Raw genomic sequence first — 26384 nt, 5'->3', positions numbered from 1 at the left:
TCAGGGGCCGAGTCGCCTGACACCCCACATGCCGACGAGCGAGGCGGTCCCGCTCAGGAGAAGCGTCAGACCGGTTTCGGTGACTTGGAAGCGCCAGTAGTCGTCCTCGGTGTGGAAGGCGATCTCGTACCTGTCGACACCCTGATTTCGTAGGCACGTGTCGTAGGTCGCGTACGTCGCTTCCTGTCGAATCTGTCTTCTCTCGGTGTACTCATCGTCGGTCTCGTCGGGACGCCTGGCACGGTCGTCTGGTTCAGCCACAGGGGCGCAACGGGATTCGTCGGGACTGACCCGTGTGCCATCGCTGTCGACGTAGCCGGCCGCGACAACCCACGTCCCATCGGTGGTGAAGTACGGATTCGGTGCGTATTCCGTTGCGCGAGCGTAGCCGCTGATCGGTTCGACTTCGATCTGCGGGTCTCCGTAGTCCTCCCGCACAATCAAGGTCAAGGCGACCGGAACGAACAAGAACACGACGACGGTGGTCACCATCGCGCCGACCGTCGATCGGAGGAAGATCGCGGCGGTACCCCCGACCAGCATTGCGAGCAGGGTGTACCCACCGATGGCTATGCCAGTCGTCTCGAAGTACGGGAAGTCGTAGAGCGAAAACGCGATACCCGTCATCGCGCCGTCTTCGGCGAACGCGCGAGCATTGCCACCCGCGGTCGCAGCCCACCGCAGGCTCAGACCGAGACATACCATCGCAGCAGTGATAGGCACGAAGACTACGACTACCCGGGCGAAATACCAGCGCAGGCGGCTGACGGACTGCGTCATCCCCAGCACGTGCGTCCGCTGCTCGATATCGCGGGAGAACGCAGTAACGCCGACGAACAAACCCAGCGCCAGCGGCAGGAGGAGGGCGAACAGCGTCGTCAACGTCAGGGCCGTCTCGGGTCGGCACTGGCCGACATCATTCCAACGTGAACAAATCTGTCCGAAAGTCCACGTCGAATCGTTCTGTTCGACAACGACTGCGGCAGCCACGGTCACCGCAGTGAGAAGGACTATGAGCGTCAGAGTTGCTATCAGGCTCCGGCGGTTCTGGCGCCAGACTGCCCACATCACGGCTGCAACCGCCTCGTCAGTCGGGCAGCGACGCCGGCGAGAAGCGCTGCCAGCAGCAGGCACAGCGCAGCCTCTGTGAGTTGGAAGCGCCAGAACAGGCTGTCGGGGTGGTAGCGGTTCTCGAAGTGGTCGATACCCAGGCCGCGGAGGCAGTCGATCCGTTCGGCCGCTACGCCTCGGTCGTAAGCGGATACGCGGGCATCGAATTCGGCGGTGGTCTCCTCGGGGCGGGCCTCCGGCCAACTGTCGTGATTGGGCGGGCAGGTGTCCCAGGCGACGGTGACGGGATCGCCGTTCAGATCGATGTAATCGGATCCGATGAGCCAACGCTGCGACAGTGCGTCTGGGCTGGAGGAGTACGTCGCGGAATCGCCACCGTAGAAGTTGTCCGCCAACTCGATCTTCTCGATTTCGGGCGACGCATAGTGCTCGCGGATGGCCGTCGGTAACACCAGCAGTACAGCGGCCATGGCTACGAGCGTTAGAATCATTGCGCCAATTGTGTTGCGGAGTAACAGTGCTAGTGCGCTGCCGACGGCAAGGCCCAGTGCGGTGTACGCCGCAGGCGCAATGCCTGCCGCGCCGAACAGCGGGAATGAAAGGCGTGAATCGAAGTACCCGACGAAGGCATAGGCGCCCGAGAACGAGCGGAACCGCACCCAGTACGACACCAGACCGAGGACTCCCATGGCGAGGACAATGGGACCGAACACGACGAGAATGCGGGTCCAGTACCATCGCCGACGGCTGACTGCCTGAGTCAGACCGAGTACATGGCTGCGGCGTTCGATGTCCCGGGAAAATACGGTGACGCCGACGAATACGCCCAGCAGAACCGGTAGCGCGATCGTCGCGAGAGATGCTGTCGTGAGCGCTGTTTCCGCCACGCACTCGGTGGTGGGGTAGCCGAAGCAGTAGAAGAATACGGTTCCGAAGGAGCGAACTCCGTCGAGCACCAGCGTCGTGGCCATCATGACTGCGGAGATCAGTAGCGGCGTCAATATGCCTGTGAGGATCGTGCCGCGGAACTGGCGCCAGGTCACCCAGATCATGCCGCGCTCCGATCACTGAGATACGCCAATACGACGTCGTCGAGAGTCGCGTTGTCGACCTGCCAGCCTGGCGCCGACGCCGGCCGGTTTCCGCGGACGACGAATGACTTTCCGCCCGAACCGATGGCCTCGGAGACGACGCTGCCGTCGCCGACCGCTTGTGATGGATCACCTTCGCCGATCAGGACGTAGTGCTCGGAAGTGATGTCGTCGAGCGCACCCGATAGCTGAATGCGACCTCTACGCAGCAACATCAACGTGTCTGCGATATCGGCCAACTCCGACAGCACGTGCGAGGACATCACGATCGTGGTGCCGTGTTCGGCGGCGTCGCGCATCAGTGTCTGCGCGACTTCGCGTCGCGCGACGGGGTCGAGATCGGCGAGTGGTTCGTCGAGCAGAAGCACCTCGGGGCGTCTACCGAGCGCAAGGGCCAGGGCGACGCGAGTGCGGTGGCCCGGCGACAGCGACTTGACCCGAGCGGATGTGGAGACGCCGGCCGCGTCGACGAGCTCGGAGGCATAGGCGTCGTCCCAGTGGTCGTTGGTGCTGCGTCCGAAGCGGAGCATTTCCCCGACTGTGAAGCGCGGGTACAGCGGTTTGTGTTGTGCCAGGTACGACAAGCCCGACGCGATGCCGCGTTGGCCGACCTGATTTCCCAGCACCGAAATCTGTCCGGTGTCAGGGGAAAGCAACCCGACGACGAGCGACATCAGCGTCGACTTGCCTGCGCCGTTGGATCCGACAAGAGCTGTGACGCTGCCTCGTTCGATGTCGAAGGTGCAGTTTTCGAGAACCTTGTTGCGTCGGAATGATTTTCCGACGTCTGTCATGGACAGGACGGTGTCGGTCATCGTTCGATATCTCCTGTGTCGTGGTATCGAGCGTCCAGCGCGGAGGCGATGAGTGCCTCGAGGTCGGACCTGTCCAAACCGGCCGCGATGCCGTGTGCAACCCAGCGGTCCAGTTCGTTGGTCAGTGCGGTCTTTTCGGCCATTCCAGGCTTGGCCAAGGAGGCAATGACGAAGGTTCCAAGACCTGGCCGGGGTTCGACCAGGCCATCGCGCTCGAGTTCTCGGTAAGCCTTGAGCACGGTGTTCGGGTTGATCGCCAGTGCGCCGACGACATCCTTGGCGGTCGGCAGTTGATCGCCGACGACAAGGTCACCGATGCGCAGTGCCTGCTTGGTCTGCAGCACCAATTGCACGTACGCAGGGATGCCGGAATGCCGGTCGATCCGATACGCGATCATGGTCTACTCATTCCACTAGTGTGTTAGTGGAATGAGTAAAGCATACCGACCTCCATCGTGGAAGAAGCTGGGGGCGGTCGGACGGCAGCGCTAGGCTTTGGCCATGACCCTGTTCGGCATCGACGTCAGCAATCACCAGGGGAACTTCGACTTTGCTGCTGCTCGACGCGAGGGATTCTCGTTTGCCACTCATAAGATCTCGGAGGGCAGCGGCTACCGTGACTCGTACTGGCCGAGGGCGCGCGGTGAGATGGAGCGCCATTTTCCCGGACGCTGGGGCGGGTACGTTTACTGCCGAACCAACACCGATCCGGCCAGTGAAGCCCGCGTTCTTCGCGAGCATGCAGGCTCCGCGGACTTTCCACTGCAGGTCGACTACGAGGACACCGTCAACGGCGGCTCGGTGGACGATCTGCTGCGCAGAATCGACGCGTATCGAGCCGTCGGTTTTGAGCGCTTCCTCCCCGTGTATCTGCCTCGCTGGTTCTGGGAAAGTCGAATGGGCCGCGCTCCGCTCGATCGTCTCCCCATGGGGATCTGGAACAGCGACTATGTCAGCGGCAGTGACTACGCGTCCCGGTTGTACCCGGGTGATGACTGGGCGCCGTTGCGCGGGAGCGGAGGGGGGCGCGGAGGATGGGCCGACATGGGCGGTCGACCAGTGGAGATTCTGCAGTTTTCGGAGTCCGGTGTTGTTGCCGGACAGTTGATCGACGTCAACGCATTCCGCGGCAACGACCGCAAACTTGCTGCATTGTTCGGAGATGAGTACCCCGAGGAGCGATTCGATATGGCAGACGAAGCAGCAGCCATCGCAGGGCAACTGTTCGGCCCCGAAGGTAGGGGGCTCGAGATCCTCGGACGGGCCGTCGAGACCGACCCGAGCCGCAATCGATTCCTCGCCGAGGCGGTTTCGGTCATCCTCGCTCAGCTCGGTGGCGGACCCAATTTCGAAGGGTGGGAACAGCTCGGCGACGGCCCCACCAGTGACGTGCCCACACGCACCCTCGTCGACGGCATCGCGCACATCAAGCGGCAGAACGAGGAGATACTCGAACTTCTGCGGCGGAGCTCGGAGGACTAGCGCGGTGTCGCTACTGCTTTGGCTGGACAAGCTGAACCAGCGCTACCCGTGGAGTCACAACGACTTCTACGGACCATGGGTCGCGAACAAGGTCGCTGAATCGAACGCGCGGACTGTGCTGGACATCGGATGCGGGACCGGCAATCTTGTCGACCTCATGAGACATCGAGTTGATCGCGTGATCGGCATCGAGCCCGACGCGCACTGTGCGCGCTACGCCGCTCACCGCTTTGCACAAGATGAAGCAGTGACCATCCAGCAGCGTAGCTTCGATCAGGTGAACGGAAACCTCAGGGCAGACGCCGTCGTTCTTGTCGCCGTTCTACATCACCTACCGTTGACGTCGGCGCTGGCGCGACTCCGTGAGCTGACCAACCCCGGTGGTCGAGTCGTGGTCATCGGTTGCTACCGGCAAGCCGGTCCGGTCGATGCAGCCTTCGGCCTGATCTCTGTGGTCTCGAACCCCATCCTCGGGTTCATCAAGAATCACCGCAGGGCGGGAACTTTGCCGTCCGACGTATCAGCACCCACGCTCGAGCCGCGCGAGAGCTTGTCAGAGATAGTGGGCGAGGTGCAACGGATACTCCCCGGTGCCCGCATCCGGCGTCGCCTGTTCTGGCGATACTGTCTCGTCTACGACGTACCGAAGTAGCAATTCTCGTGGATCTCCATCGCACTCCGCGTCACCCTGCCGACATGACGCGTCCGGTTGTAGAGGAGATGTGACTGGGGATGTCGTCGTGCTCGTCGCCGGTGTTCACGGTGTCCGACGGTTCGAACAGCAGAACGTGCGCGCCGGAAATCGATGATGGCTTGTGCTCGGTCCCTCGCGGAACGGTGAACACCGAACCTTCGGTGAGGTTCACGACGCGTTCGCGACCGTCGTCGTCCCGCAGCGCGATGTCGACGTCGCCGCTGATCACATGAAAGAACTCGTCGGTGTCGACATGGCGATGCCAGACGAACTCGCCGCGAATCTTGACGATGCGGACGTCGAAGTCGTTGACGCGCGTGACTATGTGCGGGCTCCATTCGGTATCGAAAGAAGCAAAGGCGCGGTGTAGATCGACCGGGTTCGAAGTCATGGCTACTATCCTCATGCCAGCCGCGCCCGTGCCGTGAGGGCTATAAATTGCATGTGTCGAAAGAAACCTCTCAGGCTGGCGGCGGGAATGGCCTCCACCGAGTGGTGGTGATCGTCGACGACAACTCCAACCCATTCGAACTGGGCTGCGCTACCGAGGTGTTCGGAATCGACCGACCCGAACTCGGAGGGAGGCTGTACGACTTTCGGCTGTGCGCGCCGGAGACGCACACCAGGATGCGCGAAGGATTCTTCACGCTCTCCGGCGTCGAGGATCTCACCGCAGTGGAGGAAGCCGACACTGTGATCGTTCCGAATCGTCCAGACACCGATGTGCCACGTCGTGAGGAAGTGCTTGCCGCCGTTCGGCGGGCCCATGAACGTGGCGCCAGGCTCATCGGATTCTGCAGCGGTGCATTCACACTCGCAGAAGCAGGGGTGCTCGAGGGCCGACGAGCAACTGCGCACTGGCAGTGGGCGGCTGCATTCCGGCATCGTTTTCCGACGGTCGTGTTCGAGGAAGCCGTGTTGTTCGTCGACGACGGCGACATCCTCACCGCTGCAGGCAGCGCAGCTGCGCTCGACCTGGGCTTGCATGTGGTGCGACGTGATCACGGCACAGAGGTTGCCAACTCCGTGAGCCGACGCTTGGTTTTCAACGCCAACCGCGACGGTGGTCAGAAGCAATTCATCGAACAAGCCGTTCCTGTGACCGCCGACGAGTCGCTGGCATCGACCACGAACTGGGCCATCGAGAATCTGTGTGAAGTGATCACCGTCGCCGATCTTGCACGGCGCGCACACGTCAGCACCGCAACACTGCATCGACGGTTTCTTGCCCAGCTCAATACGACGCCGCACTCCTGGCTCAATCGCGAGCGAGTACGGTTGGCCTGCAGTCTTATCGAGCGAGGAGATATGGATCTGAACGCTGTGGCCAGCGCCGCTGGATTGGGAACCACCGCGACACTGAGAACTTTGATGCGACGCGAAACCGGGCTCACACCGTCGGCGTATCGCCAACGTTTCGGAGTAGGAAGCAGAGACCTCGAGAGTGGTGTCCGCTGAATTCCGATCATCAGGAAGGTGTTGCCGTGGAGATTCATCCCGCAATCGCGCGCGACGCCGTCACCATACTGACGCTTCGGCACGCCGCCGAGGATTGGCTTCGGGCACGGGGCATCGATCAATGGACACCGCGGGAGGTACCTCTGACGGTGATCGAAAAGCAAGTGCTGCGGGGAGAATTTTTCGTTGCTCGGAATTCTCGATCTGCTCAGATTATCGGGGCAGTGAGGCTGATCTGGTCCGATCCCGAGATCTGGGGTGAAAGCGCAGTCCGGGCGGCCTACGTGCACGGGTTGGTCATCGACCGTAGTCTTGTCGGCGTCGGGTTGGGACGCGACCTGTTGACATGGGCCGCGCGCCATGCGCGCGATGAAGGCGCGGAGACCCTCCGACTCGACTGCGCCGAAACGAATCCGGCGCTGCGCCGGTACTACCGCAACTTCGGTTTCTCGGAGGTTGGCGTTCGAGATCTTGGAAGATTCGAGGTGGTGTTGTTCGAGAAGTTCCTACGGTGACGGTCTCCCACCAACACCGCATCACACCTCGTACAGCCTCCAGTCGGGCTGATCTGCACCGTCATTGGGCGCTTCGAATACGAACGAGAATTCCAGAGCACCGTTGTCGTAAATGCTGGGGTAGCGGCGGTTGATTGCGTCCGATTCGCCGCGTCCACTGTTGGGAACGGTCAATAGGTACTGCACGCCCGCGGCGGCTGGATCATTGAGGATCGTCGTGAAATCCTGATCCGAGGGAACGACGAACTGGTCGGGTCGCGAGGACGCCGCGACGACGGCGAAGCCGTAGACGGTGTCGACGAGGATCGATCCCTCGGGCAGATTCTGAGAGTCGAGGTAGGCGGCCAGTTCTCGTTCCGTGGAGAACGAGTCGATGATGCGCCGTGCTGCCAAGGCGTCCGCGTCTGCAGAGGGGTTTTCGTCGAACAAGTACCGCAGTGCGTACTGCTGAGCGGACAGGCTCGGCTGCAGCATTGCCCACCCGGTCACCATCATGCCCCCCACCGACAGCGCCACCAGCGCCGCACTGACACCGGTTTTTGCCGTCGCATGTTCGGACCGCGAGCGATGGAACTTGCCCGTGCGGCGGGTTTCGGGGTTGCCTTGCGGGGCGAATATCTGGACCACCACGATGGCGGCGAGGGGTATCGCGCAGATGTAGAAACGGAGGAACCCGAAGGTGGATCCGGTTATGTAGCTGAATGCCTGGAAGGCGAGCACACTACCGAACATGACCGGCGCCACCAGGAACTCCAGGTCGCGTCGACGGTGCGCGAGTACCGCAGCAACCGGTCCCGCGATCAGTAGCGTCGGGCCCAGCACCACGATGGCGGTGACCACAAACGCGGTGTTGCCGAGGAGCGTTCCCGTCGCCCCGCCGCCGGACTGTTCCAGGATGGCCGCATTGCCGTAGTTCGACGACAGCTGCGCCAGAGCTTCCCCAGTGATCAACCAGCTCGTGGCAGTCCACACCACGAAAGCGCTGAAGCCAGGTCCCGCCACGAGCACTGCGTCGAGCAGCGCGCGTCGCCGCATTGTCCGCCACTTCGCTCGCCCCTGCCTCATGACGGTCACGCCTGCTACCAGAAATGTTGTCGCGGCGATCGCGGCCACCGCGTCGTACCGCGTGAGATAGGCGAGCGCCAGCGCGATTCCTGCAAAAACGAGGTCATGAACGTCGTCTGTGTGCACCCAGCGGATAAGTCGGCGTGCTGCCCAGCACGCGAAGAACAGGAACGGCGCTTCGCTCATGCCGTTCGCACCGAAGAAGACGATCATCGGGTTCAGCGCGAAAACCGCTGCGATAATTGAACTGTACGGTTTCGTGAGCCCTCGGTCGCGGCAGATGCCGTAGATCATCACGGTGGCACCTGCCATGAACAACGCCGACACCGCGATCGCGGAGATATTCCAGCGCGTGATGGCCGGCAGCCACGACGAGAACGCAACCAATGGAAGCTGAGCCAGCGCGGTCAACGGCGTGAAGATATACCCGATTGCGGAAACATGCGGATCTCTGCTGAACAGTACGGCCTGCGCCGCCGAGGTACGGGCCAGTGCGTCACCGAGCAGATATCCGTAGCGCAAGCTCAATGTCAGTCCGACGCCCAGATAGACCGCCAGAGACGCCGCGAACACGGTCCAGGTTTCACGCCGGCTCATGATGCCGGCTCGTCGATCGTCTCTTTTGTGGAACCGGGAACGGACAGGCCGTGAAATGTCTTCTCCCAATAGGACGGGTTGCGAATCAGCTGCCAGCAGCCCTTGATCGCAGCGACGCTCATCATCACCCAGTACAGCGGCATCGTCAGGCTCGGAACCAGTAGATAGGCGTTGTCGCTCTCCCGGCTGGCGATCAAGTACATGTAGATCGTGGCGATGTTGCCGAAGATCAGTGATACCAGCGACAAGTAGTAGATGTAGGGCGGAAACAGAGCTGCTATCAAGTCCGGCTGCCCGAGAATCCATGCCGCGGTGGTGAACCAGAAGATCATGTTGATGCAGGCTGTGATCGGTGTTCCTGCCAGCAGCAGAGTGAATCTGTACGTTCCGACCGGTCCGAGGGCGCGGAACGTCTCGCGCGGTCGACGCATATGCACCAGCCATGTCTGTAGGTAGCCCTTGTACCAGCGGGATCGTTGGCGCACCCAGTTGATCGGGTCGCTGTTCGCTTCCTCGAGCGTCGTAGAATCCAACACCGCCGTGGAGTAGCCAGATGCGGCGATCCGCACACCGAGATCAGCATCCTCGGTGACATTGAAGCCGTCCCACGCTCCAACTTCCTCGATCACGTCTCGGCGCAGATGATTCGACGTTCCGCCGAGTGGGATCGGTGAGGCGCTTCTCATCAATCCGGGCAGCAGATAGCCGAACCACAACGCGTAGTCGGCGGTGAACCAGCCGGTCAACAGGTTCTGAGAACCGTTGTGAAATGCCAGCTTTGCTTGAATGCATGCCACGGTCTCGGGCAGCGACGCGAAGGCAGCGACCACCCGCCGCAGCTGCAGCCTCTCAGGGAGGTCCTCCGCGTCGAAGATGGTCACGATCGATCCGGTGGCGAAATGGAGACCGTAGTTGCAGGCCTTGGGCTTGGTACGAGGATCGCCTGCCGGTACCAGGACGATGTCGACGACGTCTCCGACGCCGCTGTTTTTCGCCGCCTCGATGGTGACGTCGTCGTCTTCCTCCAGTAGCAAGAGAACCTGAAGTTTGTCGGCCGGGTAGTCGAGGCTCGTCATCGCAGCGATGAGGTCGCCGACTACCTCGGGTTCGTTGTAGGCCGGAACGAGAATCGTGTAACAGGGCAGGTCTCGGTCGGGCACGGCACGCGCCTGTTCGTCGGTCACAGTGACGATGGCCGACGCGTCGAGCCCACGCGAGAAGATCAACAGTCTGTCGATCATCATGGCCGTGTACCCGAGGATGCAGATCACGGTCAAGGTGATGAGAGTGGGAAGCGGAGCCAGTACGGCGCTGATGGCGATCAGTGCGGCGACGGAAATTGCCGTGTACTTCTGCCACGGAACGAACGCCACTGCGGCCGAGGCCAGCGGATGTCGGCGCGCGAGGCCGTTGACAGCATCGTCGAGCGCGGCGGCCCGAAACTCCTCGGACTCCTCGCCGACGCGTGGTCTACTCACTGCTCGGCCTCGGGGTTGGCGAGCCATTGAGCCCGGACGAGCGCGGTGGCGAACGACGTCAGAAGATCGAAGTCCTTGTATTCGGGATTCGCATCCGTGGTGATCGCATTTCCGCGCAGAAAGGTCGAGATGCTGGTGCCAAGATTCGACGTCATCGACGGTCTTGGCTGAGGAAACTCGGCGTCGTCCTCGTGATTGTCGACGCTGATGATCGTCACCCGTTGCGTGACGGCACCTCGCACCCACGTGAAGACGAGTTTGGTCCAACTCAGAAGCAATGCCTCGCTGACAGAGGTGTAGAGCTGGCCGGTGACGTCGTGGCCTAGCGCGACATGGACTTTCGGACTCGTGCGGGTTCCGGACAACTGGTACAGCGTGCTCTCGGGGTACACCGCCAGGCTTGCGCGATTGGTCGTCGACAGCACATCGACGACCACTGTTCTTGGCCGGGAATGGGTGTCCCACGTGGGATTTCCCTCGTCGGCACGCATGCGTTCGCGTACGAGAGTCGAACTCTGGCCGAAGAAGGCACGCACCCAGTCGAATTCCTCGATATCGGTTCGGGTCCAGCCGGTCGGTGCAGCCAGCGGAACAGAGGTCGATCCGGGCGGGCCGACTGTATTCGAGACCGTCACCGTAGGGGGAAGTGGGATCACGTACAGAACGACCGCCGCCGCGAGCACGACCGCATAGGAGCTCAGCGACCACTTCGCTGTCGACGGCGCAAGTCGTCGCCGAGGACGTTCACCGAGTACACCGCGTCGAGCGGCGACATAGAATGCGCTACCGGTGGCGACGGCGGCGCCTACCGTCGGGAGGATCTGCAACCAGACGATGTCGATTGTGGGCCAGTACCTCAAGACGACGATCAACAGTGCAAGTCCGGTGAAGGTCGTGCACAGGAAGCCGAGCCAACCGCGCCTAGGGGTGCGCCCCACTGCTATGGCACCGGCGAGTCCTGCCAGCAGCACCAAGACCGACCCGTAGGCAAAGCGACCGCCGCCGAGGCCGATGGCAATCAGCCGATACATGAAGGGGCTCAACGTCAATAACAGTAGCCATACGGACCAGAACCTGCCCACTGGCCGAAGCCCGAACAACAGGATCGATCCACCGAAGAAGAACACCAGTGCCGACAACACATCGAGATGGGCGAGTGCATACTGGTCGGCGTAGCGCGGCATCCACAGGGCCTTGACTGCCACTGCCACGATCAACGCCAACCCGCCGACGATGTTGTCGGTCTGACGATCATGGATCGGGAGCTCTCCATAGCGGCGACGCGCAACACCCTGTGCGGCGACTGCGGCCAGCAGCGGCAACACGAAGATGTAAGCGGTGATAGCGCCATCGGACGCTTCGCGCGCCAGCCGAAGCCAGGTCGGCATGAACGCCGCCACCGTGTATCCCAGTAGGAAGCTCCATCGGAAAACGATTACCGCGGCGGGACGAGCCCACCACCGCGGGAGTGGTCCTCGGTCTGCAACCGTGTCAGTGCTCGTGGCCGCGGTCATGGTGCCTGTGTGTCACCGCGACGGTGACCGCCTCGATCCGATCGCAGCCTCCAGCGCAGTGCGGCCGCGGCGGCAACCAATACAACGAGTGCGCCGATCCCGAGTGCGATCAGCCCGCCGCGACCCATTCCGTTGTCCTCGGTGTCCGTCGCTGTACTCGTCTCCGAGCTCGCAAGTTCGTTGCTGGACAGAGAAACCGGCTCGATCTCCGGTGCGGAGAACAAGATGTCGCCGGAGAGTTCGAACCATCGCGTCGGGTCCGAGTCCAGCCAGGCCAACAGCCTGTCGAGTTCCGCGGGTGCGTCAGCCGACGAGGCGACCATGAGCGCCGCATCGTTCCGTGCCGCGACCTGCAGGGCGGCGTAGGGCAGCTGCGTGTCGACAGATAGCTCGGCGCTGTTCTCGGTTCCGGTGACCGTGAAGGTTTCGCCGTCGGCGGACGAGAGCGGCAGCGTGATCGAATCGGGCAGGTCTCCGCCGGGCGCAATGATCAGGGTGGGATCCGAACTGTCGAGTGCGTCGTCGATCGATACTGCGTTCGGCAGAAGAGGCCTGGTAGACAGGCGCTGCAACCCGTTCAGGATCGTCACCGCGCGAACGGTATCGGCGAACGTGTAATCGCTCAGCGCGACGTTGAAGCGTGGCATCAAAGACTGTGGCATGGAATCGAATCCGAGGGTCGTCGTCGGCGACGCCTTCGTGGACCGTACCGACGTCGAACCGTCGATGGTGACCTTGGCGCCGACCAGGGCTCCGCATTCCAGCGCTCCGTTGACGGGGTGAGTGACTGTGACGTCGACGGTAGTGACGCGGCCCAAGGAGGAATCTGGGATGTCGATCCATCGATCGATGCGTCCCATGTCGTCGGCAGCCCAATCGGCGACCGTCGTACCCCCGATAGAAGCAGTCACTGATCCAGGGCCCGGGTTGTAACTACCGATCAGATGGACGGAAAGCCCGGACGTCGAACGTCCGAGACGGGTTTGATCCAGCGCGATCGATGCGGTGGCCGAGCCACTGCCGATGCCGGTCACCGTTCCGATGGCGAGATCGTCGAGCGTGGTGACGTCCGGCGCCAGGATCGGGGAGGGAGCCGAGGCGCCCGCCAGAGCGGAGGTGGTCACCGCGAGCTGCGAAATGGCACTGGTGATGAGTCGTGTTTGATCGATCAGCCTCGTTCCGGACCCCGTGACGAACAACCGCGGTGGCGACTGATCGTCCGGGTAGATCAACTCGGCACCGGGATCGGTGTTCGACGCCAGCACAACGGACCGGTCGAATGGGCCGTCCACGTCGGCTCCCTGCAACTCGTTCGCCGGACGAACCACGACGCGTACTGGTTGTGCGCCGTAGTACGAGACGACGGACGTGGTGAACGACATTGCCGCCGTGATGACGTCGCGGTCGGGTTCGCTCGGCACGAACACTGTCAGCTGACGAAGCAGCGGGGGCAGGAACTCGGAGATGGTTCGCGGAACGGAGGGTGTGCCGTTGTATGTGACGACGGCATCGAACAGACGTACTGGATTGGCATCGAAGTCGGGACAGTAGAGGTCGTCCGAAATCAGAGTCGACCACAAGTCGACGGTGACGGCACCGTCCACGATGGGTGCTCCGAAGAGGGGTATCGATACCGGCATGGTCGGCGCAGTGTTGTCGAGGAGTATGCGGGAGAGCGGCCTGCCAGCAGCTTCGATGTCGATCCAACCGCGACTCAGCCAGGCCGGGACGGTCGCGATCGCCGTCAGTTCCGCAGGAGTGGTGCCTTCGGGCACTGGCATCGTCAACTGCGTGCGTGATCCGAGGGCGCTCAGTTCGATTGTGCTGCCGAGGCCGAGTTGGTCGAGGCCGAATGTCGCTTCAGCGGACGGTGATATCTCGACGTCCTGATCCTGGGCCATTGCAGGAGCCGACTGTGCCAGCACTGTCGCCATCAGGGCAGAGACCGCGATTGTTCGGACGAAGCCACGAGAGCGAACGCGAGTGAATGGCGACATAGGAGAATAGACCCGGCCTTCGAAGCGGAGATGGTTCCTGGTGTCGATCGATTATGACCCATGTTCCGGCCCGGCTGTGACTCCCTGGACGATGAATTTGGTTCAGATGCACCGGATTCGACGTCGTTGCCGTTGTTGTCGGTTGAAACGAGTGGCAAAGAAACGTGAACGCCCCGCAAGCGCACGATTTTGCGTGCTCACGGTCTGTTTCCCGCTGATGTGCAGGGCTTTTCGGAACCGTCGATCGAACGGCAAGGTCCCGCATGCCCAGCTAGTCTCATGCAATGACGCGCACCCATGTTCTGCGATCGCTTGTGGTTGGAGCTGCGGCGATCCTCCTCACCGGGGTGCTCTCGACCGCAGCGCCGGTCTCGGCCGCGCCCGACCCGGGCAGCCGTGTCGCAGCCGACTCCGCAGGCCTATCTCTGGACGGGGAGCCCTGGTGGCCGACCGGATTCAACGCCTATCAACTGGCCACGGATTGGTCGGTCAACGCCGGCTGCGGGGCCATGGTCGATCTCGACAGCTTCTTCTCCGCTCTGCCGGCTCACTCGCTGACGCGGTTCAACGCGTTTCAAGCGCTCGCGATCAACCGCTTCACCGGGCAACTCGACTTCGGACCCATGGACGCCGTCTTCGCCGCCGCGGAAGCTCACGATCAACTGCTGATCCCCGTGCTGGCCCCCCAGGACGGGGCATGCGAAGGCGATGTATTCAAGGGTCGGCAGTGGTACGTGGACGGTTGGACCGCCCCGCCAACGGCGCCGGCCTTGCTCAGTTTCGAACAGTGGATGAACACCGCTGTCGATCGGTGGAAGGACTCGCCAGTGCTGGCCGCCTGGGAGTTGATCGGAGAACCGGAGACGAGTACCTGCACAGATGCCGCGTGCTCATGGTGGACCCGCACTTGCACACCCGACGCGGCCGCGATATTGCGCAATTTCTTCGACTCGGCAGGCGCCGGACTGCGCGCCCACGACTCGCAAACGCTGATCACCGCGGGACTGACAGGTGGTGGACAGTGCGGGAGTCAGGGCGACGAATACGGATACCTAGCAGAGTCGCCATTCGTCGACGTTTTGCAGTATCACGACTACGGCGCCGACGGCGTTCCGCTGCCCGGTGACCAATGGAACGGTCTTGCGCGACGCATAGCCCAGTCGTCGGACGTCGGTAAACCGCTGCTGGTCGCCGAGATCGGCGAAAATGCGGGGTCATGCAAGGATATCGGTGAGCGAGCCACGAGCATCGAAACCAAGATCACGGGCCAACGTTCCGCCGGTACGGCTGGGGCGCTGCTGTGGGCATTCGTCCCCGACCCCAGGCCGCAGGAATGCACCTTCGACATCGGGCCCGAGGATCCACTGTGGCAGGTAATTACCGCCGTCCGGTGGCCCGCGTTGGGCAGTTGATAGAAGGGCCAGCCCTGCTCGACTACCAGTACTGGTGTCGCTGCGCGTCGACTTCCGAGAGAAATAGAACCGCGTCTGCCCCATCCAAGTCTGCCGGCTTCAGAGGCAGGTGGCCGGGGAGCATCGGCTGGCCCACCTCCACCGTCGGCGGGAGGACTTCGAGGAGAGCGTGAGTCGAGAACAGAGCGCGGCGGGCGGTGGCGTCGGAAAGCAATCCTGCGAGCGTGCCGGGTCTGCTGTCGGGGTTGGCGTCGGTTGCGATGAACATGTAGCTCGAACCCAATTCCTGCCCGACCAGAGCGCCGGCGCTGACCCAGCCGCCGTCGACCGGTCCGCGCAGCAGATGTGCGTTGTGCGCGAACACCAGTGTGGATCCGCGTTCCTCCTTGGCGACGATGGCGAGGAGATTCTCGGCCATCATCTCGGCGCGCACGCTGAGCAGTCTGTCCATGCGATCGGGCCCTGGGGTCGCCATCGCCTCGTGATAGCCCAGCAAGCCCAGTGCGGTCCGGACGACCTGATCTGCCTCGGGGACAGCCAGTTCCGAGTGGATCTGGATCTCGGCTAGCTCGTCGACCATGATGCGCAATTGTCGGCCTCGATCGGATCTGCCGATCGAGGCCGACGCGTCGTACATGGCGGCCGGGTTGGTCCAGTCGGCTTCGTCTCCGATGAGCGCATCGAGGTCGCGGATGGAGTCGGGCAGGAGAGTTGATGGGAGACAACCGATCAGTGATTCCAGTGCGGTCCGCGGACTCGGCGCACCCGAATACTCGACCGGCGCATCGAAGCCGCGAAAACGGACTCGATCTTGAGGAGCCCGACCGGAGTTGTGATCGCGCAACCATTCGACGAGTTCGCGGTTGCTCGGTAGCGCGCCGAATCCATGGCTGAACCCAGTGGCAAGCACCTCGTCGAGAAGCACGTTGCCACCGCATACGTACTCGTCGACGATCGATGCGGCGAAACTGTCGGTCTCCAGTACTACCGACCGAAATCCCCGGGTGACAAGGCACGCAAGCAGCTCATTGCGCAGCGACGGGAACGCCGCAACCCCATGGGTCGGTTCGCCGAGGCCGAGCAGGCTCACTGGCTGATCGGCGAGGAGTTCGTCGATGGCAGCGCCGAGGCTCGTTGGATTGTCGACCTGTCGTGCGATGTCGAGCAGTGAGATTGACATGATTGTTCCCTTCTGGCTGCCTTCGACGCTATCGTTGAGTGCTCCATTGGGGCTTTCTGGTTGTTGTACAGGTATCTGTCCGAAAAGCTTCAAACCGAGGTGATTTATGAGACCCGTCGACCTGGCGAGGGGACACGCTTTGTCGACGCAGGCGATCCGCAATTACGAGGAGGCGGGCGTCCTCCCGCCGGCAGCGCGGAGCGAGTCGGGCTATCGGAGCTACACCCCGGTCCACGCCCAAGCATTGCGCACCTTCCTCGCACTTCGCCGAGGCCACGGTTATCAGCGCTCAGTGGAGATTCTGCGGGCGGTCAACCGCGGCGACACCGATGCGGGGTACCGGCTCATCGATCTCGCTCACGTCGAGTTGCACACCGAACGTGCGAGGAGAGCCGAGTCGGCGGCAGCCCTCGGCGGACTCACGGTCACCGCAATTCGGTCGGCCGCAGGTCAGTCGCTGACGGTCGGCGAGCTTGGCCGGCGCCTCGGCATGCACGCTGCCACCCTGCGCACCTGGGAATCTGCGGGAATAGTGCACCCTCGTCGCGACCGAGTCACGGGATACCGCATGTACGACGCCGAGTGCGTGCGCGACGCCGAGGTCGCACGTCAGTTGCGCCGGGGTGGCTACCCGTTGCGTCGAATCGCGCAGTTCGTCTCCTCGCTTCGCGAGGCGGGAGGAGCGGCAGCGTTGGCAGTCTTCCTTGACGAGTGGCAGGACCGATTCTCCGCGCGTAGTCGTAACCTGCTCAACGGGGCAGCGCAGCTGGATGCCTACTTGGGCCTGCTCGAGGACTACCGATCGTGCCGGTCTTGATTGTCGTCCAGATCATTTCGGATCGGCCCAACTACCTCGTCGCGAAGTTCTTGCAAGATTCCCCGTCGGGGCGGGCGGCCAGGTCGGGCTTCCCAGAGGTCCCATAGCCCGAGGACAATCAGGAACAGTCCGATGGGACCGCCCTGAAACCAGAAAACGTCCAGGTCCCAGAAGAAGGCAGCCAGGATGGCTCCGAAAGTGATGATGGAAACGGAACGAATCGCCGAATTGCCCATGATTTTCCCTTCGCTCAGCGCGAGGCCGACCGCAAACAACGGTGTGGTGATCTGCCCCGAGCGCTATTTCGCACAGCTGTACTATAAAACACGAACAGCGATTGTGCTAGGAACATCACGTGCCGAAAATTGTCGATCACGACGCCAGGAAGGCCGAGCTAGTGGCCGCTGTCTGGCGCGTGATCTCGCGGTCCGGCATGAACAGCGCGACAGTGCGCAGTGTGGCCGCCGAGGCACGCGTCTCGCCGAGTTCGCTGAGGCACTACTTTTCCGACCAGGGCGAACTGCTCATCTTTGCAGCTCAGGCCATGACATCGCGAATAGTCGCGAGACTCGAAAGCCATCCTGACGAGGGGGATGGGCTCGCGCGCGCCCAGCGGGTACTCGAGGAGATGCTTCCACTCGACGACGACCGCTCGGTCGAGGTGAGTGTGTGGCTCGAGGCTCTCACTCGGGCACGCTTCGATGATCGCCTTGCAACGTTGAAGACGGCGGGATGGTTCGGCGAACGCTACCTGTGCAGAGTGGCGTGGGCGCACTTGAAAGGCATCGATCTTCCGCGATCGGCGGAGGAGGTATTCGGTGCTGAAATCGACGAGCGGTCGGCGGCCCAGCTGCACGCATTCATCGATGGTCTGACGCTGCAGGCGATCACGTATCCGGAGCATTTGTGCTCGGAGGCTGTGCTCGAGCTCCTGCACGGCTATCTGATGGAGCGCTGGTCCCCGGACGTATAGCGAGCTGCCAGCACCACCCCTGGCATGCTGGTGCCATGGACTTCACGTACAACGAGGTCGGTGGCACTCGCGGCCCGCTTCCGGCAGGGTTTCATCACGTCGAGCGCAGGGTTCGGATAGCGTCCGGGCGCGCTGCCTTCGACGCGGCCGCGGCGGCGTTGTCGAGGTGGGACATGCATCGCGGGGCTGGGTTGCGTGTGCAGGCGTCGACGCCGACTGCTGAGGTGGATTCCGCCGTGACGTTGAAGCTGGGGCCGGTGAAGATTCCGTGCCGCGTCGTTTACGTTGTGGCGGAGGACAATCGGTCGGGGTTTGCCTACGGAACTTTGCCCGGGCACCCGGAGATGGGTGAGGAGTTGTTCGTCGTCGAGTTCGATCCGTCGGACGACGGGGTCTATGCCGTCATCGCTGCTTTCTCGCGTCCGGGTAGGTGGTACACGCGGCTGGGTGGTCCGGTCGCTCGCATTGTCCAGCAAGTGTTCACCGACCGGTACGTCGCTGCGCTGAGGAAGTCGGCTACACCCAGGTAGTCACAACCCGTCCACCTCTTTACAGCGCAAGCTTCGGGTGTGAACAAGAGGTGGTGTTGTGACGATCAAGGACCGCCCGTTTTGCATACCCCCTAGGGTATGTGGCACAGTGGGGACACGCCCTGGACAAGGAGGTCTGCTATGTGTCAAGCCGTTGCCTGCAATCGATGCGGTAGAACGACGTGGTCGGGATGCGGACTGAACGTTCGGGAGCGGCAGCGCTGCTCCTGTGCTCCGGCGGAATCCTAGCGCTCGTTCTTTCGTCGCTGAGCGCCCAATTTTTTGCTCGTCAATATACCCATGCCCGTATAAGGAGATAGATGTATACGCAGCTCGACCGGCCCAAACCGGCCGAAGTCACCTCGCCCGGCCTGCTGGGTCGCCTCGGTGGTGTCATGGTCGACCGACGCCGCTGGGTGTTCGGCACATGGTTGCTCGTGCTGGTTGTGCTGGGCTCCTTCGCCCCGTCCGTGTTCACGTCCCTGGCGGGCGCGGGATGGCAGGCCAATGGCTCCGAGTCCGTGCAGGTGCGTGAACTAGCGCAGGAGCACTTCGGTGGGAACTCGTCGGCTGCCGTTCAGGTGGTGGTCCACGCGGACAACACAACGATCGATGATCCGGCCGTGCAGCAGACGCTGACAGAGGCCACCGCGATCTTCTCCGCCGATGACCGCTTCGGCGAGATCATTCCGCCGCAACCGGGCATGACGATCAGCCCCGACGGTCGGACCGGCATCCTCATCGCTGGCGCAGACGGCACCACCGACGAGATGGTTGCCGCCGTCGACGAGGTCAAGGGCGAGCTGACGGCATTGTCGGGCAACGGGATCGAGGTCTATCCGACGGGCTCGTCGGCGCTCTGGTCGGACTTCAACAAGGCCAACCACGACGCGATGATCGCTGCCGAGTTGGTCTCCTGGCCCGTCACTTTGGCCATCATGATTCTCGCGTTCGGCTCGCTTGTCGCGGCAGGATTGCCTTTGCTGCTGACCATCGCCGGTCTCGTCGCATCGGCTGGTGGGCTCGTTCTTCTCAACAGTGTCACTCCGATTTCGGTGTGGGCCATGAACTTCGCGATGATGTTCGCCCTGGCGCTGGGTATCGACTACGCGCTGTTCATCGTCGCTCGTTTCCGTGACGCCTTGAAGAGAGCCGATGCCCGAACGGCCGTGGGCGTGACGATGGATACGGCGGGCAAAGCCGTTGTCCTATCCGGAATTACTGTGTTGGTCAGCCTGTCGGCGGTGCTTCTGGTGCCTGCACCTGCGGTGAGAACCATGGCCGTAGGGATCATGCTGGCCGTCACCTTCGTGCTGCTGGCGACCATGACGTTGCTCCCCGCGGCGTTGGGTGGCCTCGGAAACAAAGTCAACGCAGTATCCCTGCCCTATGCAAAGCGTCAGACGCACCGTTCACCGAAGTTCGCGGCCTGGGGTGAGTTGCTGCACAAGCATCCGGTCCCGTTCGCGGTCGCCTCGGTGGGAATTCTGATCGTGCTTGCGCTGCCGGTGCTCGGCTTGAAGGTCGCAATGCCGTCGATCTCCGTGGTGCCGGAGGATGCCCCGGTGCGTCAGGGATACGAACTGGTCCAGACGCAGTTCGGCGACGGTGCGCCCGGTGCGCTCCAGATCGTCTCGTCCACAGCCGATGCCGACGCCACCGCGGCGGCCGCATCGCAGGTCGACGGCATCGCTATGGTCACTCCGCCGCAGGTCGCTACCGACGGCTCGGGCTACGCCTTGCTGCAGGCAATTCCGACGGTGGATCCCTCGGACGAGTCGATGGGCACGATCATGAACGACCTACGTACCCAACTCCCCGAGTCAGCGCTGGTGGGTGGTGCACCCGCGGAGAACCTCGATCTCCAGCAGGCACTGAACGACTACCTGCCCCTGGTCGTCGGAGTCATCCTCGTGCTCGGGTTCCTGTTGCTGCTCGTGGCATTGCAGGCACCGCTGATAGCCATCCTGGGAACGTCGGTCAGCTTGCTGTCCACCGCAGCAGCATTCGGTGTCGCCAAGCTCGTCTTCCAGGACGGTCACGGCGCTTCGTTGCTCGGTTTCACCCCGCAGGGGTTCCTCAACGGGTGGGGACCGGTGTTCTTCTTCGCGATGATCTTCGCGATAGCGATGGACTACACGGTGTTCCTGCTGGCCACAGCCAAAGAGCATTACGAACGCACCGGGGATGCGAGGATTGCACAGGTGGACGGACTTGCGCACTCGGGACGCGTCATCCTCGCCGCGGCAGCGGTGATGGTTGCGGTGTTCTTCACTTTCGCTCTGTCCGACCCGCTGCCGCCGAAAGAGATGGGCATCATCCTCGGCGTCGCGGTTCTGCTCGACGCACTGCTCGTAAGGTTGATTCTGCTACCTGTGCTCCTCCGTCTGACGGGGCACGCGGCATGGTGGTCCCCAGCCTGGCTGCGCAAGATTCTGCCGTCGATCAAGTTCGCGCACTGAAATACCGACTCCAAGGAGAAGCATGAACATCGCACTGTCCACCACACTCGCCGACACGGAGTTCGACACCGCCATCGAGAAGGTCACCGCGGCTTTGTCCGAACAGGGCTTCGGCGTTCTCACCGAGATCGACATGCAGGCCACGCTCAAAGCGAAGCTGGGCGAGGACATGGAGAAGTACCGCATTCTCGGCGCCTGCAACCCGAACCTGGCACACCGCGCAGTCGGCGTCATGCCGCAGATCGGCTTGTTGCTGCCATGCAATGTGGTTGTCCGTGAAGACACCGCAACACCGGGAGCGGTGATCGTCGAAGCGATGAACCCCGAGATCATGGTCGAGGTCACCGGTGAACCCGGGCTGCGCCAGGTAGCAGACGAAGCGACTGCCAAGTTGCGTGCTGCAATCGACGCGCTCGGTGGCCAGGCTAGTTCCGCTTCCTGATGACTCTGGCGCTGGCGCTGCTGTTCGGTGCTGTCATCGGGGTACTCCTCGGGCTGCTCGGCGGGGGAGGATCGATCCTGGCCGTCCCGGTCTTGGTCTATGCGCTCGATCTTCCCCTGTCCGAGGCTGTTCCGACGTCGCTCCTCGTCGTCGGAATCGCAGCGGCCACCGGCGCCGTATCCAAGATGCGGGCACATCGGATCCAGTGGCGGCTCGCGGGCGTCTTCGCTGTAACCGGCATCGCGGGAACGCTCCTCGGCAGCATCATCGGTCGCCAGCTGCCCGACGCGGCCGTCCTGGCCGGGTTCGCAGTGGTGATGATCGTCGCAGGAGTACGGATGTTGACCAGCAACGACAATGTCGGAACAGCCTGCTCTACAGGGGAGTCCAAGATCAATTGGCGACGCTGCGCACCGCGGGCCATTCCAACAGGATTCGTCGTCGGAATCCTCACCGGACTCTTCGGAGTCGGCGGCGGGTTCTTGATCATCCCGGCGCTGGTACTACTGCTCGGGATCGAGATGAGCATCGCCATCGGAACGTCCTTGGTGATCATCGTCGCGAACTCGGCGGCCGGGCTGATCGCTCAGGCGGACGGACTCGGCGGCAACTGGCTGCTGACCGGTCTGTTCGCCGGGGCGGCGGTTGTGGGGTCGCTGTTGGCAGGCAGGTTCAGTGAGCGTATCGACGCAGACAGGCTGCGGAAATGGTTCGCGTACCTGGTCTTCTTGGTGGCGGGCTACATCCTCGTCGACCTGATTTTCCTGGGATAACGAGAACTATGCCCCCAGGGGTACGCTGGGGGCTCCGGATACAAACTTCCGGATACAACAAGGAGAACATCATGATCGGCGACGAAGACAGCATTGCACTCGTACTGAACCGCTTGCGACGCGCCCACGGCCAGTTGGCCGGTGTGATCGGGATGATCGAGAACGGACGCGACTGCAAGGACGTTGTCACCCAGCTCGCCGCGGTATCGCATGCGCTGGACAAAGCGGGCTTCAAGATCGTCGCGACCGGACTGCGCGAATGCATGAGCGGTGAGGCCGCAGACAGCAAAGAACCCATGACCGAAGCAGAACTCGAGAAGCTCTTCCTCGCACTGGCCTGAGTTTCTCGCCTGAGAGGACCACCATGACCACACTGGAACCTGACATTGCCATCATCGAGACGTCGAGCCTGGGTGATCGCAGCTACCTGATCAGCCATGATGGTGCTGGCGCCGTGGTCGACCCGCAACGAGACATCGACCGCATCGAGGCCCTCGCCCGCGAGAAGAACGTCCGGATCACGCACGTTCTGGAAACACACATCCACAACGACTACGTCACCGGCGGGCTGCAGCTCTCCCGCGCAACGGGAGCGCAGTACGTCGTCCCCGAGGGCGATCCGGTGGAGTACGAGCGGCGAGCGGTGGCCGACGGTGACATCGTCTCGATGGGCGGGGTCTCTCTGCAGGTCATGCATACCCCTGGGCACACGCATCACCATGTGAGCTACGTACTGCGCGACGCCGCAGACAAGCCCGTCGCGGTGTTCACCGGAGGTTCCATGCTCTACGGATCAACCGGCCGCACGGATCTGCTGGGATCCGATCACACCGACGAGCTCACTCACGCTCAGTTCCACTCCGTGCGGCGCATCGCCGACGAATTGCCATCCGGCACCGAGGTGTACCCCACCCACGGGTTCGGCAGCTTCTGCTCGGCCACCCCCACCACTGGGGAATCCTCGACAATCGGCGAACAACAGAACTCGAATCCCGCTCTGACACAGGATGAAAAGAGTTACGTCGACGAGCTGATCGCCGGGCTGGGGGCGTATCCCGCCTACTACGCGCACATGGGTGTCATCAACACCGCAGGGCCGAGGCCCATCGACCTGTCGATGCCCGAACCGGTGGACCCGCAGGCTCTTCGCAGCCGGATCGACGCCGGTGAATGGGTCGTCGACCTGCGTGCTCGTACCGCATTCGCCGCCGGACACGTAGGCGGCAGCCTCGGATTCGAACTGTCCGAGAGCTTCGTCACCTACCTCGGCTGGCTCTACGAATGGGGCGCCCCGCTGACGTTGATCGGCGAGGATGCGGATCAGATCTTGGATGCCACCAGGGAACTGGCCCGCATCGGCATCGACAGCCCATCCGGATCGGCCGTCGGCGACGTCCGTTCACTCGTCGGCGACAAAGAGTTGCGTTCCTACAGCGTCTCCGACTTCGACGGTCTCGCCGCAGCCACTGCCGAGCGCGACATCGTAGTGCTGGACACCAGGGCGGAGTCCGAATACGCCGACGGGCATCTCGACGGTGCCGTCAACATCCCTCTGCACCAGCTCCCGCACCACGTCGGCGACGTACCGGCAGGCGAAATCTGGGTGCACTGCGCCTCCGGCTACCGGGCGTCGATCGCCGCATCGATCCTCGACCGCGCGGACCGGACCGTCGTGCTCGTCGACGACGACTTCGACAACGCAGCGCCGGCCCAGTGAGCGACGACCGTCGTATCTACGCAGACAAGCAGCAGCCCGAGATCTACAAGGCGCTCGTTGCCGCGGCACGCGAATGCCGTACGAAGGCTGCCGAGATCGGCCTGAGCCGCGCAACGCTGGAACTGGTGAATGTGCGTGCCTCGCAGATCAATGGTTGCGCTTTCTGCCTCGACCTCCATACCCGGTTGGCGGTGAAGGAAGGCGTCACCGCTCAGCAACTCGGTGTGCTGCCGGCTTGGCGGGAGACCGAGGTGTTTTCCGAGATCGACCGGGCCGCGCTTGAAATCGCCGAGGCCGTCACAAACGTCGCAACCGACCACCTCGCCGATCCGGATTATGCCCGCATCCGTGGGCAACTCTCTGACGACCAGCTCGCAGTGCTCCTGCATGCGGCGTCGATCATCAACGCGTTCAACCGGATTTCGATCCTCAGTCAGCATCCCGTGACCCATCGCGACGCCCCGTCGAACTGAGGCCGGCTACTACCGCGATCGGCTTGCTGGGCATCGCGCGAATAGAGTGGCCGCATGGTTGTCGCTCGAAGTCGAAAAGCGCGTGCCGATCGTCGGCGAAAGAAGCGAGTGGCGACCGCCGACAATGACCTCACTCTCGCTCAATGGGGCGCAATCAAGCAGGCGTGGGGTGGTTGCGCGTACTGCGGTGCTGATGCGAGTTCGATGCAGAAGGACTGCGTCCAGGCGATCTCGCGCGGTGGCCGCTACACGCTCGGCAACGTCGTTCCGGTGTGCCCGTCGTGCAATGCGAGCAAGTGCAATGCCGAGGTCACCACGTGGCTGCGCCGGAAACGACTGGACGAGCGCCGTTTCCTGGAGCGTTTCGTCGAGATCAACCGTGAACTAGCTGATCGATTCGGCGACGTGTAAGGCCGGTTCGTAAGCTGCGTTACGGGATGATCGTTTCGGAGAGGGCGGCATAGGCGATGATGTTGTCGTCGTAGCTCGAGGCGCTGCTGTCGAAGGCGCCCCCACACGTGATCAAACGCAAACCAGCATGATCGATATCGCCGTACACCGTTTGCGTCGGGAACTCGGCCTTCGGATACTGCCGAATGTCGGTTGCCACGAACACCGTCACGCTGCCGTCCTCGCGGGTGACCGTGATGGAGTCGCCGCTCGCAAGTTCCCGCAGTCGGTAGAAAACCCCGGGACTTCCGCCCCAGTCGACATGGCCCGCAATGATGGAAGGGCCGAGTTCGCCAGGTGTCGGTGAGCCGGTGTACCAACCACCGGGGAACCCGCCTTGCGGGACTTCCATTGTGCCGTCGGATTGCAGCCCGAGCCCCATCAGGTCGGAGTCGACCCCGATCGACGGTATCTGGATTCGGACCGGAACGGAGGATGCGACGGGGACGGCTGCGGCGGCATTGTACGGCTGAGCTAGCGCCTCGCCGTTCGGCTGAGCAAGCGCCTCGTCGCCGGGAGGTAGCGCCGGCGCACCCAGTTCACCTGTAGTACCCGGGCTCGCCTGCTCGTTCAGTGAGGTCGTCGGCGAGGTCGCCGACGGCACCGTAGGACTCGAATCCGGTGCACCCGCACATCCGCTGACAAGCGGCACCATGAGCATCGCCGCGGCCGCAGCCCCCGCCGTGGTGACCCTGAACCGGGTCACCACGTGGGAGCTGCGTTCAGGACTTCCGCTACGCCTGAGTGGTGTCATCTTCATGGTTGATCAGCGTCGGCGGCGAATTGCGAGGATCCCGGCACCGACGGCGGCAGATGTGACCACCATCGCGATGGCTGTGCCGTTGGGCGCGCCGTCGGCCGAGGCATGGACGGCGGTACTTCCATCACCGGTCTCCACCGGGCCCTGAGGTACCTGCGTGATCTGTCCGCCCGGCGCTCCTGGTGCTCCTGGCCCGCCCGGTGCTCCCGGCCCACCCGGTGCTCCTGGCCCACCTGGTGCTCCTGGCGCGCCCGGTGCTTCCGGTGCTCCTGGAACATTGGGCAAGCCGGGAATCTGCGGGATCGTGATCACCGGTGGTACGCCCGGAATATCCGGAAGGGGAATGATCACTGGCGGTATGACGATTGGAGCGGTGTTGGTCGTGGTGGTCGGGCCCGTGGTGGTCGTGGTGGTCTGGTCGGTTGTTGTCTGGTCTGTGGTGGTGGTCTGATCGGTGGTGGTTGTTTCGTCGGTTGTGGTGGTCTCGTCTGTGGTGGTGGTTGTTTCGTCGGTTGTGGTGGTCTCGTCTGTGGTGGTGGTTGTTTCGTCGGTTGTGGTGGTCTCGTCTGTGGTGGTGGTTGTTTCGTCGGTTGTGGTGGTCTCGTCTGTGGTGGTGGT

Annotated in this window: 26 protein-coding genes and 1 pseudogene; 15 read left to right on the top strand and 12 right to left on the bottom strand. The window is 62.9% G+C overall.

Annotated features, from left to right (window positions below):
* Genes KVY23_RS13525 through KVY23_RS13510 form a run of 4 tightly spaced genes read right to left on the bottom strand, consistent with a single transcriptional unit; the run spans position 1 to position 3375 of the window.
* Positions 1-1071: a hypothetical protein gene (locus KVY23_RS13525; protein WP_230556937.1), complete on the bottom strand. Its 1071-nt coding sequence runs from the start codon at positions 1069-1071 to the stop codon at positions 1-3.
* The gene (locus tag KVY23_RS13520; protein ID WP_230556935.1) at positions 1068-2123 is read right to left on the bottom strand and encodes an ABC transporter permease; all 1056 of its coding nucleotides are present in this window, start codon (positions 2121-2123) and stop codon (positions 1068-1070) included. Before KVY23_RS13520 ends, KVY23_RS13525 begins: the two co-directional genes overlap by 4 nt.
* The gene (locus KVY23_RS13515) at positions 2120-2977 is read right to left on the bottom strand and encodes an ABC transporter ATP-binding protein (protein WP_230556933.1); all 858 of its coding nucleotides are present in this window, start codon (positions 2975-2977) and stop codon (positions 2120-2122) included. Before KVY23_RS13515 ends, KVY23_RS13520 begins: the two co-directional genes overlap by 4 nt.
* Positions 2974-3375, bottom strand: a complete 402-nt coding sequence (locus tag KVY23_RS13510) for a GntR family transcriptional regulator (protein WP_075838105.1) — start codon at positions 3373-3375, stop codon at positions 2974-2976. Before KVY23_RS13510 ends, KVY23_RS13515 begins: the two co-directional genes overlap by 4 nt.
* A gap of 103 nt (positions 3376-3478) precedes the next feature.
* Here KVY23_RS13510 and KVY23_RS13505 point away from each other — a divergent pair, with 103 nt between their 5' ends.
* Both KVY23_RS13505 and KVY23_RS13500 read left to right on the top strand, forming a co-directional pair.
* Positions 3479-4459 (top strand): glycoside hydrolase family 25 protein, encoded by a 981-nt coding sequence (locus KVY23_RS13505; protein WP_230556931.1) that lies wholly within the window; start codon positions 3479-3481, stop codon positions 4457-4459.
* A gap of 4 nt (positions 4460-4463) precedes the next feature.
* Entirely contained in the window at positions 4464-5111 is a 648-nt protein-coding gene (locus tag KVY23_RS13500) for a bifunctional 2-polyprenyl-6-hydroxyphenol methylase/3-demethylubiquinol 3-O-methyltransferase UbiG (protein WP_230556930.1), read from the top strand.
* Positions 5112-5142: 31 nt separating this feature from the next.
* Here the strand turns inward: KVY23_RS13500 and KVY23_RS13495 are convergent, their stop codons facing one another.
* Positions 5143-5544: a cupin domain-containing protein gene (locus tag KVY23_RS13495; protein ID WP_230556928.1), complete on the bottom strand. Its 402-nt coding sequence runs from the start codon at positions 5542-5544 to the stop codon at positions 5143-5145.
* Between the two features lie 53 nt (positions 5545-5597).
* Between KVY23_RS13495 and KVY23_RS13490 the strand changes: the two genes are divergently transcribed.
* Together KVY23_RS13490 and KVY23_RS13485 are read left to right on the top strand one after the other, a co-directional pair.
* Complete coding sequence (locus tag KVY23_RS13490) at positions 5598-6611, top strand: GlxA family transcriptional regulator (RefSeq protein ID WP_230556926.1); 1014 nt, start codon at positions 5598-5600, stop codon at positions 6609-6611.
* Between the two features lie 26 nt (positions 6612-6637).
* Entirely contained in the window at positions 6638-7126 is a 489-nt protein-coding gene (locus KVY23_RS13485; protein ID WP_230556924.1) for a GNAT family N-acetyltransferase, read from the top strand.
* 21 nt (positions 7127-7147) lie between these two features.
* On the opposite strand, the gene KVY23_RS13480 is transcribed toward KVY23_RS13485, so the two are convergent.
* From KVY23_RS13480 to KVY23_RS13465, 4 genes are read right to left on the bottom strand one after another with little or no spacing between them, the layout of a single operon-like run.
* Positions 7148-8788 carry a glycosyltransferase family 39 protein gene (locus KVY23_RS13480; protein WP_230556922.1) on the bottom strand — a complete coding sequence of 547 codons (1641 nt, stop codon included), beginning with the start codon at positions 8786-8788 and terminating at the stop codon, positions 7148-7150.
* Positions 8785-10293 carry a glycosyltransferase gene (locus tag KVY23_RS13475; RefSeq protein WP_230556920.1) on the bottom strand — a complete coding sequence of 503 codons (1509 nt, stop codon included), beginning with the start codon at positions 10291-10293 and terminating at the stop codon, positions 8785-8787. Before KVY23_RS13475 ends, KVY23_RS13480 begins: the two co-directional genes overlap by 4 nt.
* Positions 10263-11780 carry a hypothetical protein gene (locus KVY23_RS13470; protein ID WP_230556918.1) on the bottom strand — a complete coding sequence of 506 codons (1518 nt, stop codon included), beginning with the start codon at positions 11778-11780 and terminating at the stop codon, positions 10263-10265. The genes KVY23_RS13475 and KVY23_RS13470 overlap by 31 nt, the downstream gene beginning before the upstream one ends.
* Positions 11777-13714, bottom strand: coding sequence for a hypothetical protein (locus tag KVY23_RS13465; RefSeq protein ID WP_230556916.1), 1938 nt, complete (start codon positions 13712-13714; stop codon positions 11777-11779). Before KVY23_RS13465 ends, KVY23_RS13470 begins: the two co-directional genes overlap by 4 nt.
* A 347-nt stretch (positions 13715-14061) precedes the next feature.
* Between KVY23_RS13465 and KVY23_RS13460 the strand changes: the two genes are divergently transcribed.
* Positions 14062-15189, top strand: a complete 1128-nt coding sequence (locus KVY23_RS13460) for a beta-mannosidase (protein WP_230556914.1) — start codon at positions 14062-14064, stop codon at positions 15187-15189.
* A 22-nt stretch (positions 15190-15211) separates the two neighbouring features.
* Here the strand turns inward: KVY23_RS13460 and KVY23_RS13455 are convergent, their stop codons facing one another.
* Positions 15212-16369, bottom strand: a complete 1158-nt coding sequence (locus KVY23_RS13455; RefSeq protein ID WP_230556912.1) for an erythromycin esterase family protein — start codon at positions 16367-16369, stop codon at positions 15212-15214.
* A 106-nt stretch (positions 16370-16475) separates the two neighbouring features.
* Here KVY23_RS13455 and KVY23_RS13450 point away from each other — a divergent pair, with 106 nt between their 5' ends.
* The 10 genes from KVY23_RS13450 (at position 16476) to KVY23_RS13405 (ending at position 24967) form a co-directional block, all read left to right on the top strand.
* Positions 16476-17186: a MerR family transcriptional regulator gene (locus tag KVY23_RS13450; protein ID WP_230556910.1), complete on the top strand. Its 711-nt coding sequence runs from the start codon at positions 16476-16478 to the stop codon at positions 17184-17186.
* Positions 17187-17541: 355 nt separating this feature from the next.
* Entirely contained in the window at positions 17542-18159 is a 618-nt protein-coding gene (locus tag KVY23_RS13445; protein ID WP_230556907.1) for a TetR/AcrR family transcriptional regulator, read from the top strand.
* Between the two features lie 35 nt (positions 18160-18194).
* Positions 18195-18689: a DUF1990 family protein gene (locus KVY23_RS13440; protein ID WP_230556906.1), complete on the top strand. Its 495-nt coding sequence runs from the start codon at positions 18195-18197 to the stop codon at positions 18687-18689.
* Positions 18690-19009: 320 nt separating this feature from the next.
* Positions 19010-21151, top strand: coding sequence for an MMPL family transporter (locus tag KVY23_RS13435; protein WP_230556905.1), 2142 nt, complete (start codon positions 19010-19012; stop codon positions 21149-21151).
* 22 nt (positions 21152-21173) lie between these two features.
* Positions 21174-21593, top strand: coding sequence for a DUF302 domain-containing protein (locus KVY23_RS13430; RefSeq protein WP_206511606.1), 420 nt, complete (start codon positions 21174-21176; stop codon positions 21591-21593).
* The gene (locus KVY23_RS13425; RefSeq protein ID WP_075838117.1) at positions 21593-22366 is read left to right on the top strand and encodes a sulfite exporter TauE/SafE family protein; all 774 of its coding nucleotides are present in this window, start codon (positions 21593-21595) and stop codon (positions 22364-22366) included. Before KVY23_RS13430 ends, KVY23_RS13425 begins: the two co-directional genes overlap by 1 nt.
* A 71-nt stretch (positions 22367-22437) precedes the next feature.
* A complete protein-coding gene (locus KVY23_RS13420) occupies positions 22438-22707 on the top strand; it encodes a metal-sensitive transcriptional regulator (RefSeq protein WP_230556904.1) in 270 nt (89 codons plus the stop codon).
* A 23-nt stretch (positions 22708-22730) separates the two neighbouring features.
* Positions 22731-24083 (top strand): rhodanese-like domain-containing protein, encoded by a 1353-nt coding sequence (locus KVY23_RS13415; protein ID WP_230556902.1) that lies wholly within the window; start codon positions 22731-22733, stop codon positions 24081-24083.
* Positions 24080-24556 (top strand): carboxymuconolactone decarboxylase family protein, encoded by a 477-nt coding sequence (locus KVY23_RS13410; protein WP_230556900.1) that lies wholly within the window; start codon positions 24080-24082, stop codon positions 24554-24556. Before KVY23_RS13415 ends, KVY23_RS13410 begins: the two co-directional genes overlap by 4 nt.
* Before the next feature lie 54 nt (positions 24557-24610).
* Complete coding sequence (locus KVY23_RS13405; RefSeq protein ID WP_075838119.1) at positions 24611-24967, top strand: HNH endonuclease; 357 nt, start codon at positions 24611-24613, stop codon at positions 24965-24967.
* A gap of 19 nt (positions 24968-24986) precedes the next feature.
* Here the strand turns inward: KVY23_RS13405 and KVY23_RS13400 are convergent, their stop codons facing one another.
* Positions 24987-25766, bottom strand: a complete 780-nt coding sequence (locus KVY23_RS13400) for a class F sortase (RefSeq protein ID WP_230556898.1) — start codon at positions 25764-25766, stop codon at positions 24987-24989.
* 6 nt (positions 25767-25772) lie between these two features.
* Positions 25773-26384: pseudogene (locus KVY23_RS13395) on the bottom strand (hypothetical protein); the annotation flags it as partial.

It is taken from the genome of Rhodococcus sp. I2R, from assembly GCF_020889545.1.
Taxonomy (GTDB): Bacteria; Actinomycetota; Actinomycetes; order Mycobacteriales; family Mycobacteriaceae; genus Rhodococcoides.
This window is presented reverse-complemented; position numbering and strand designations above follow the sequence as displayed.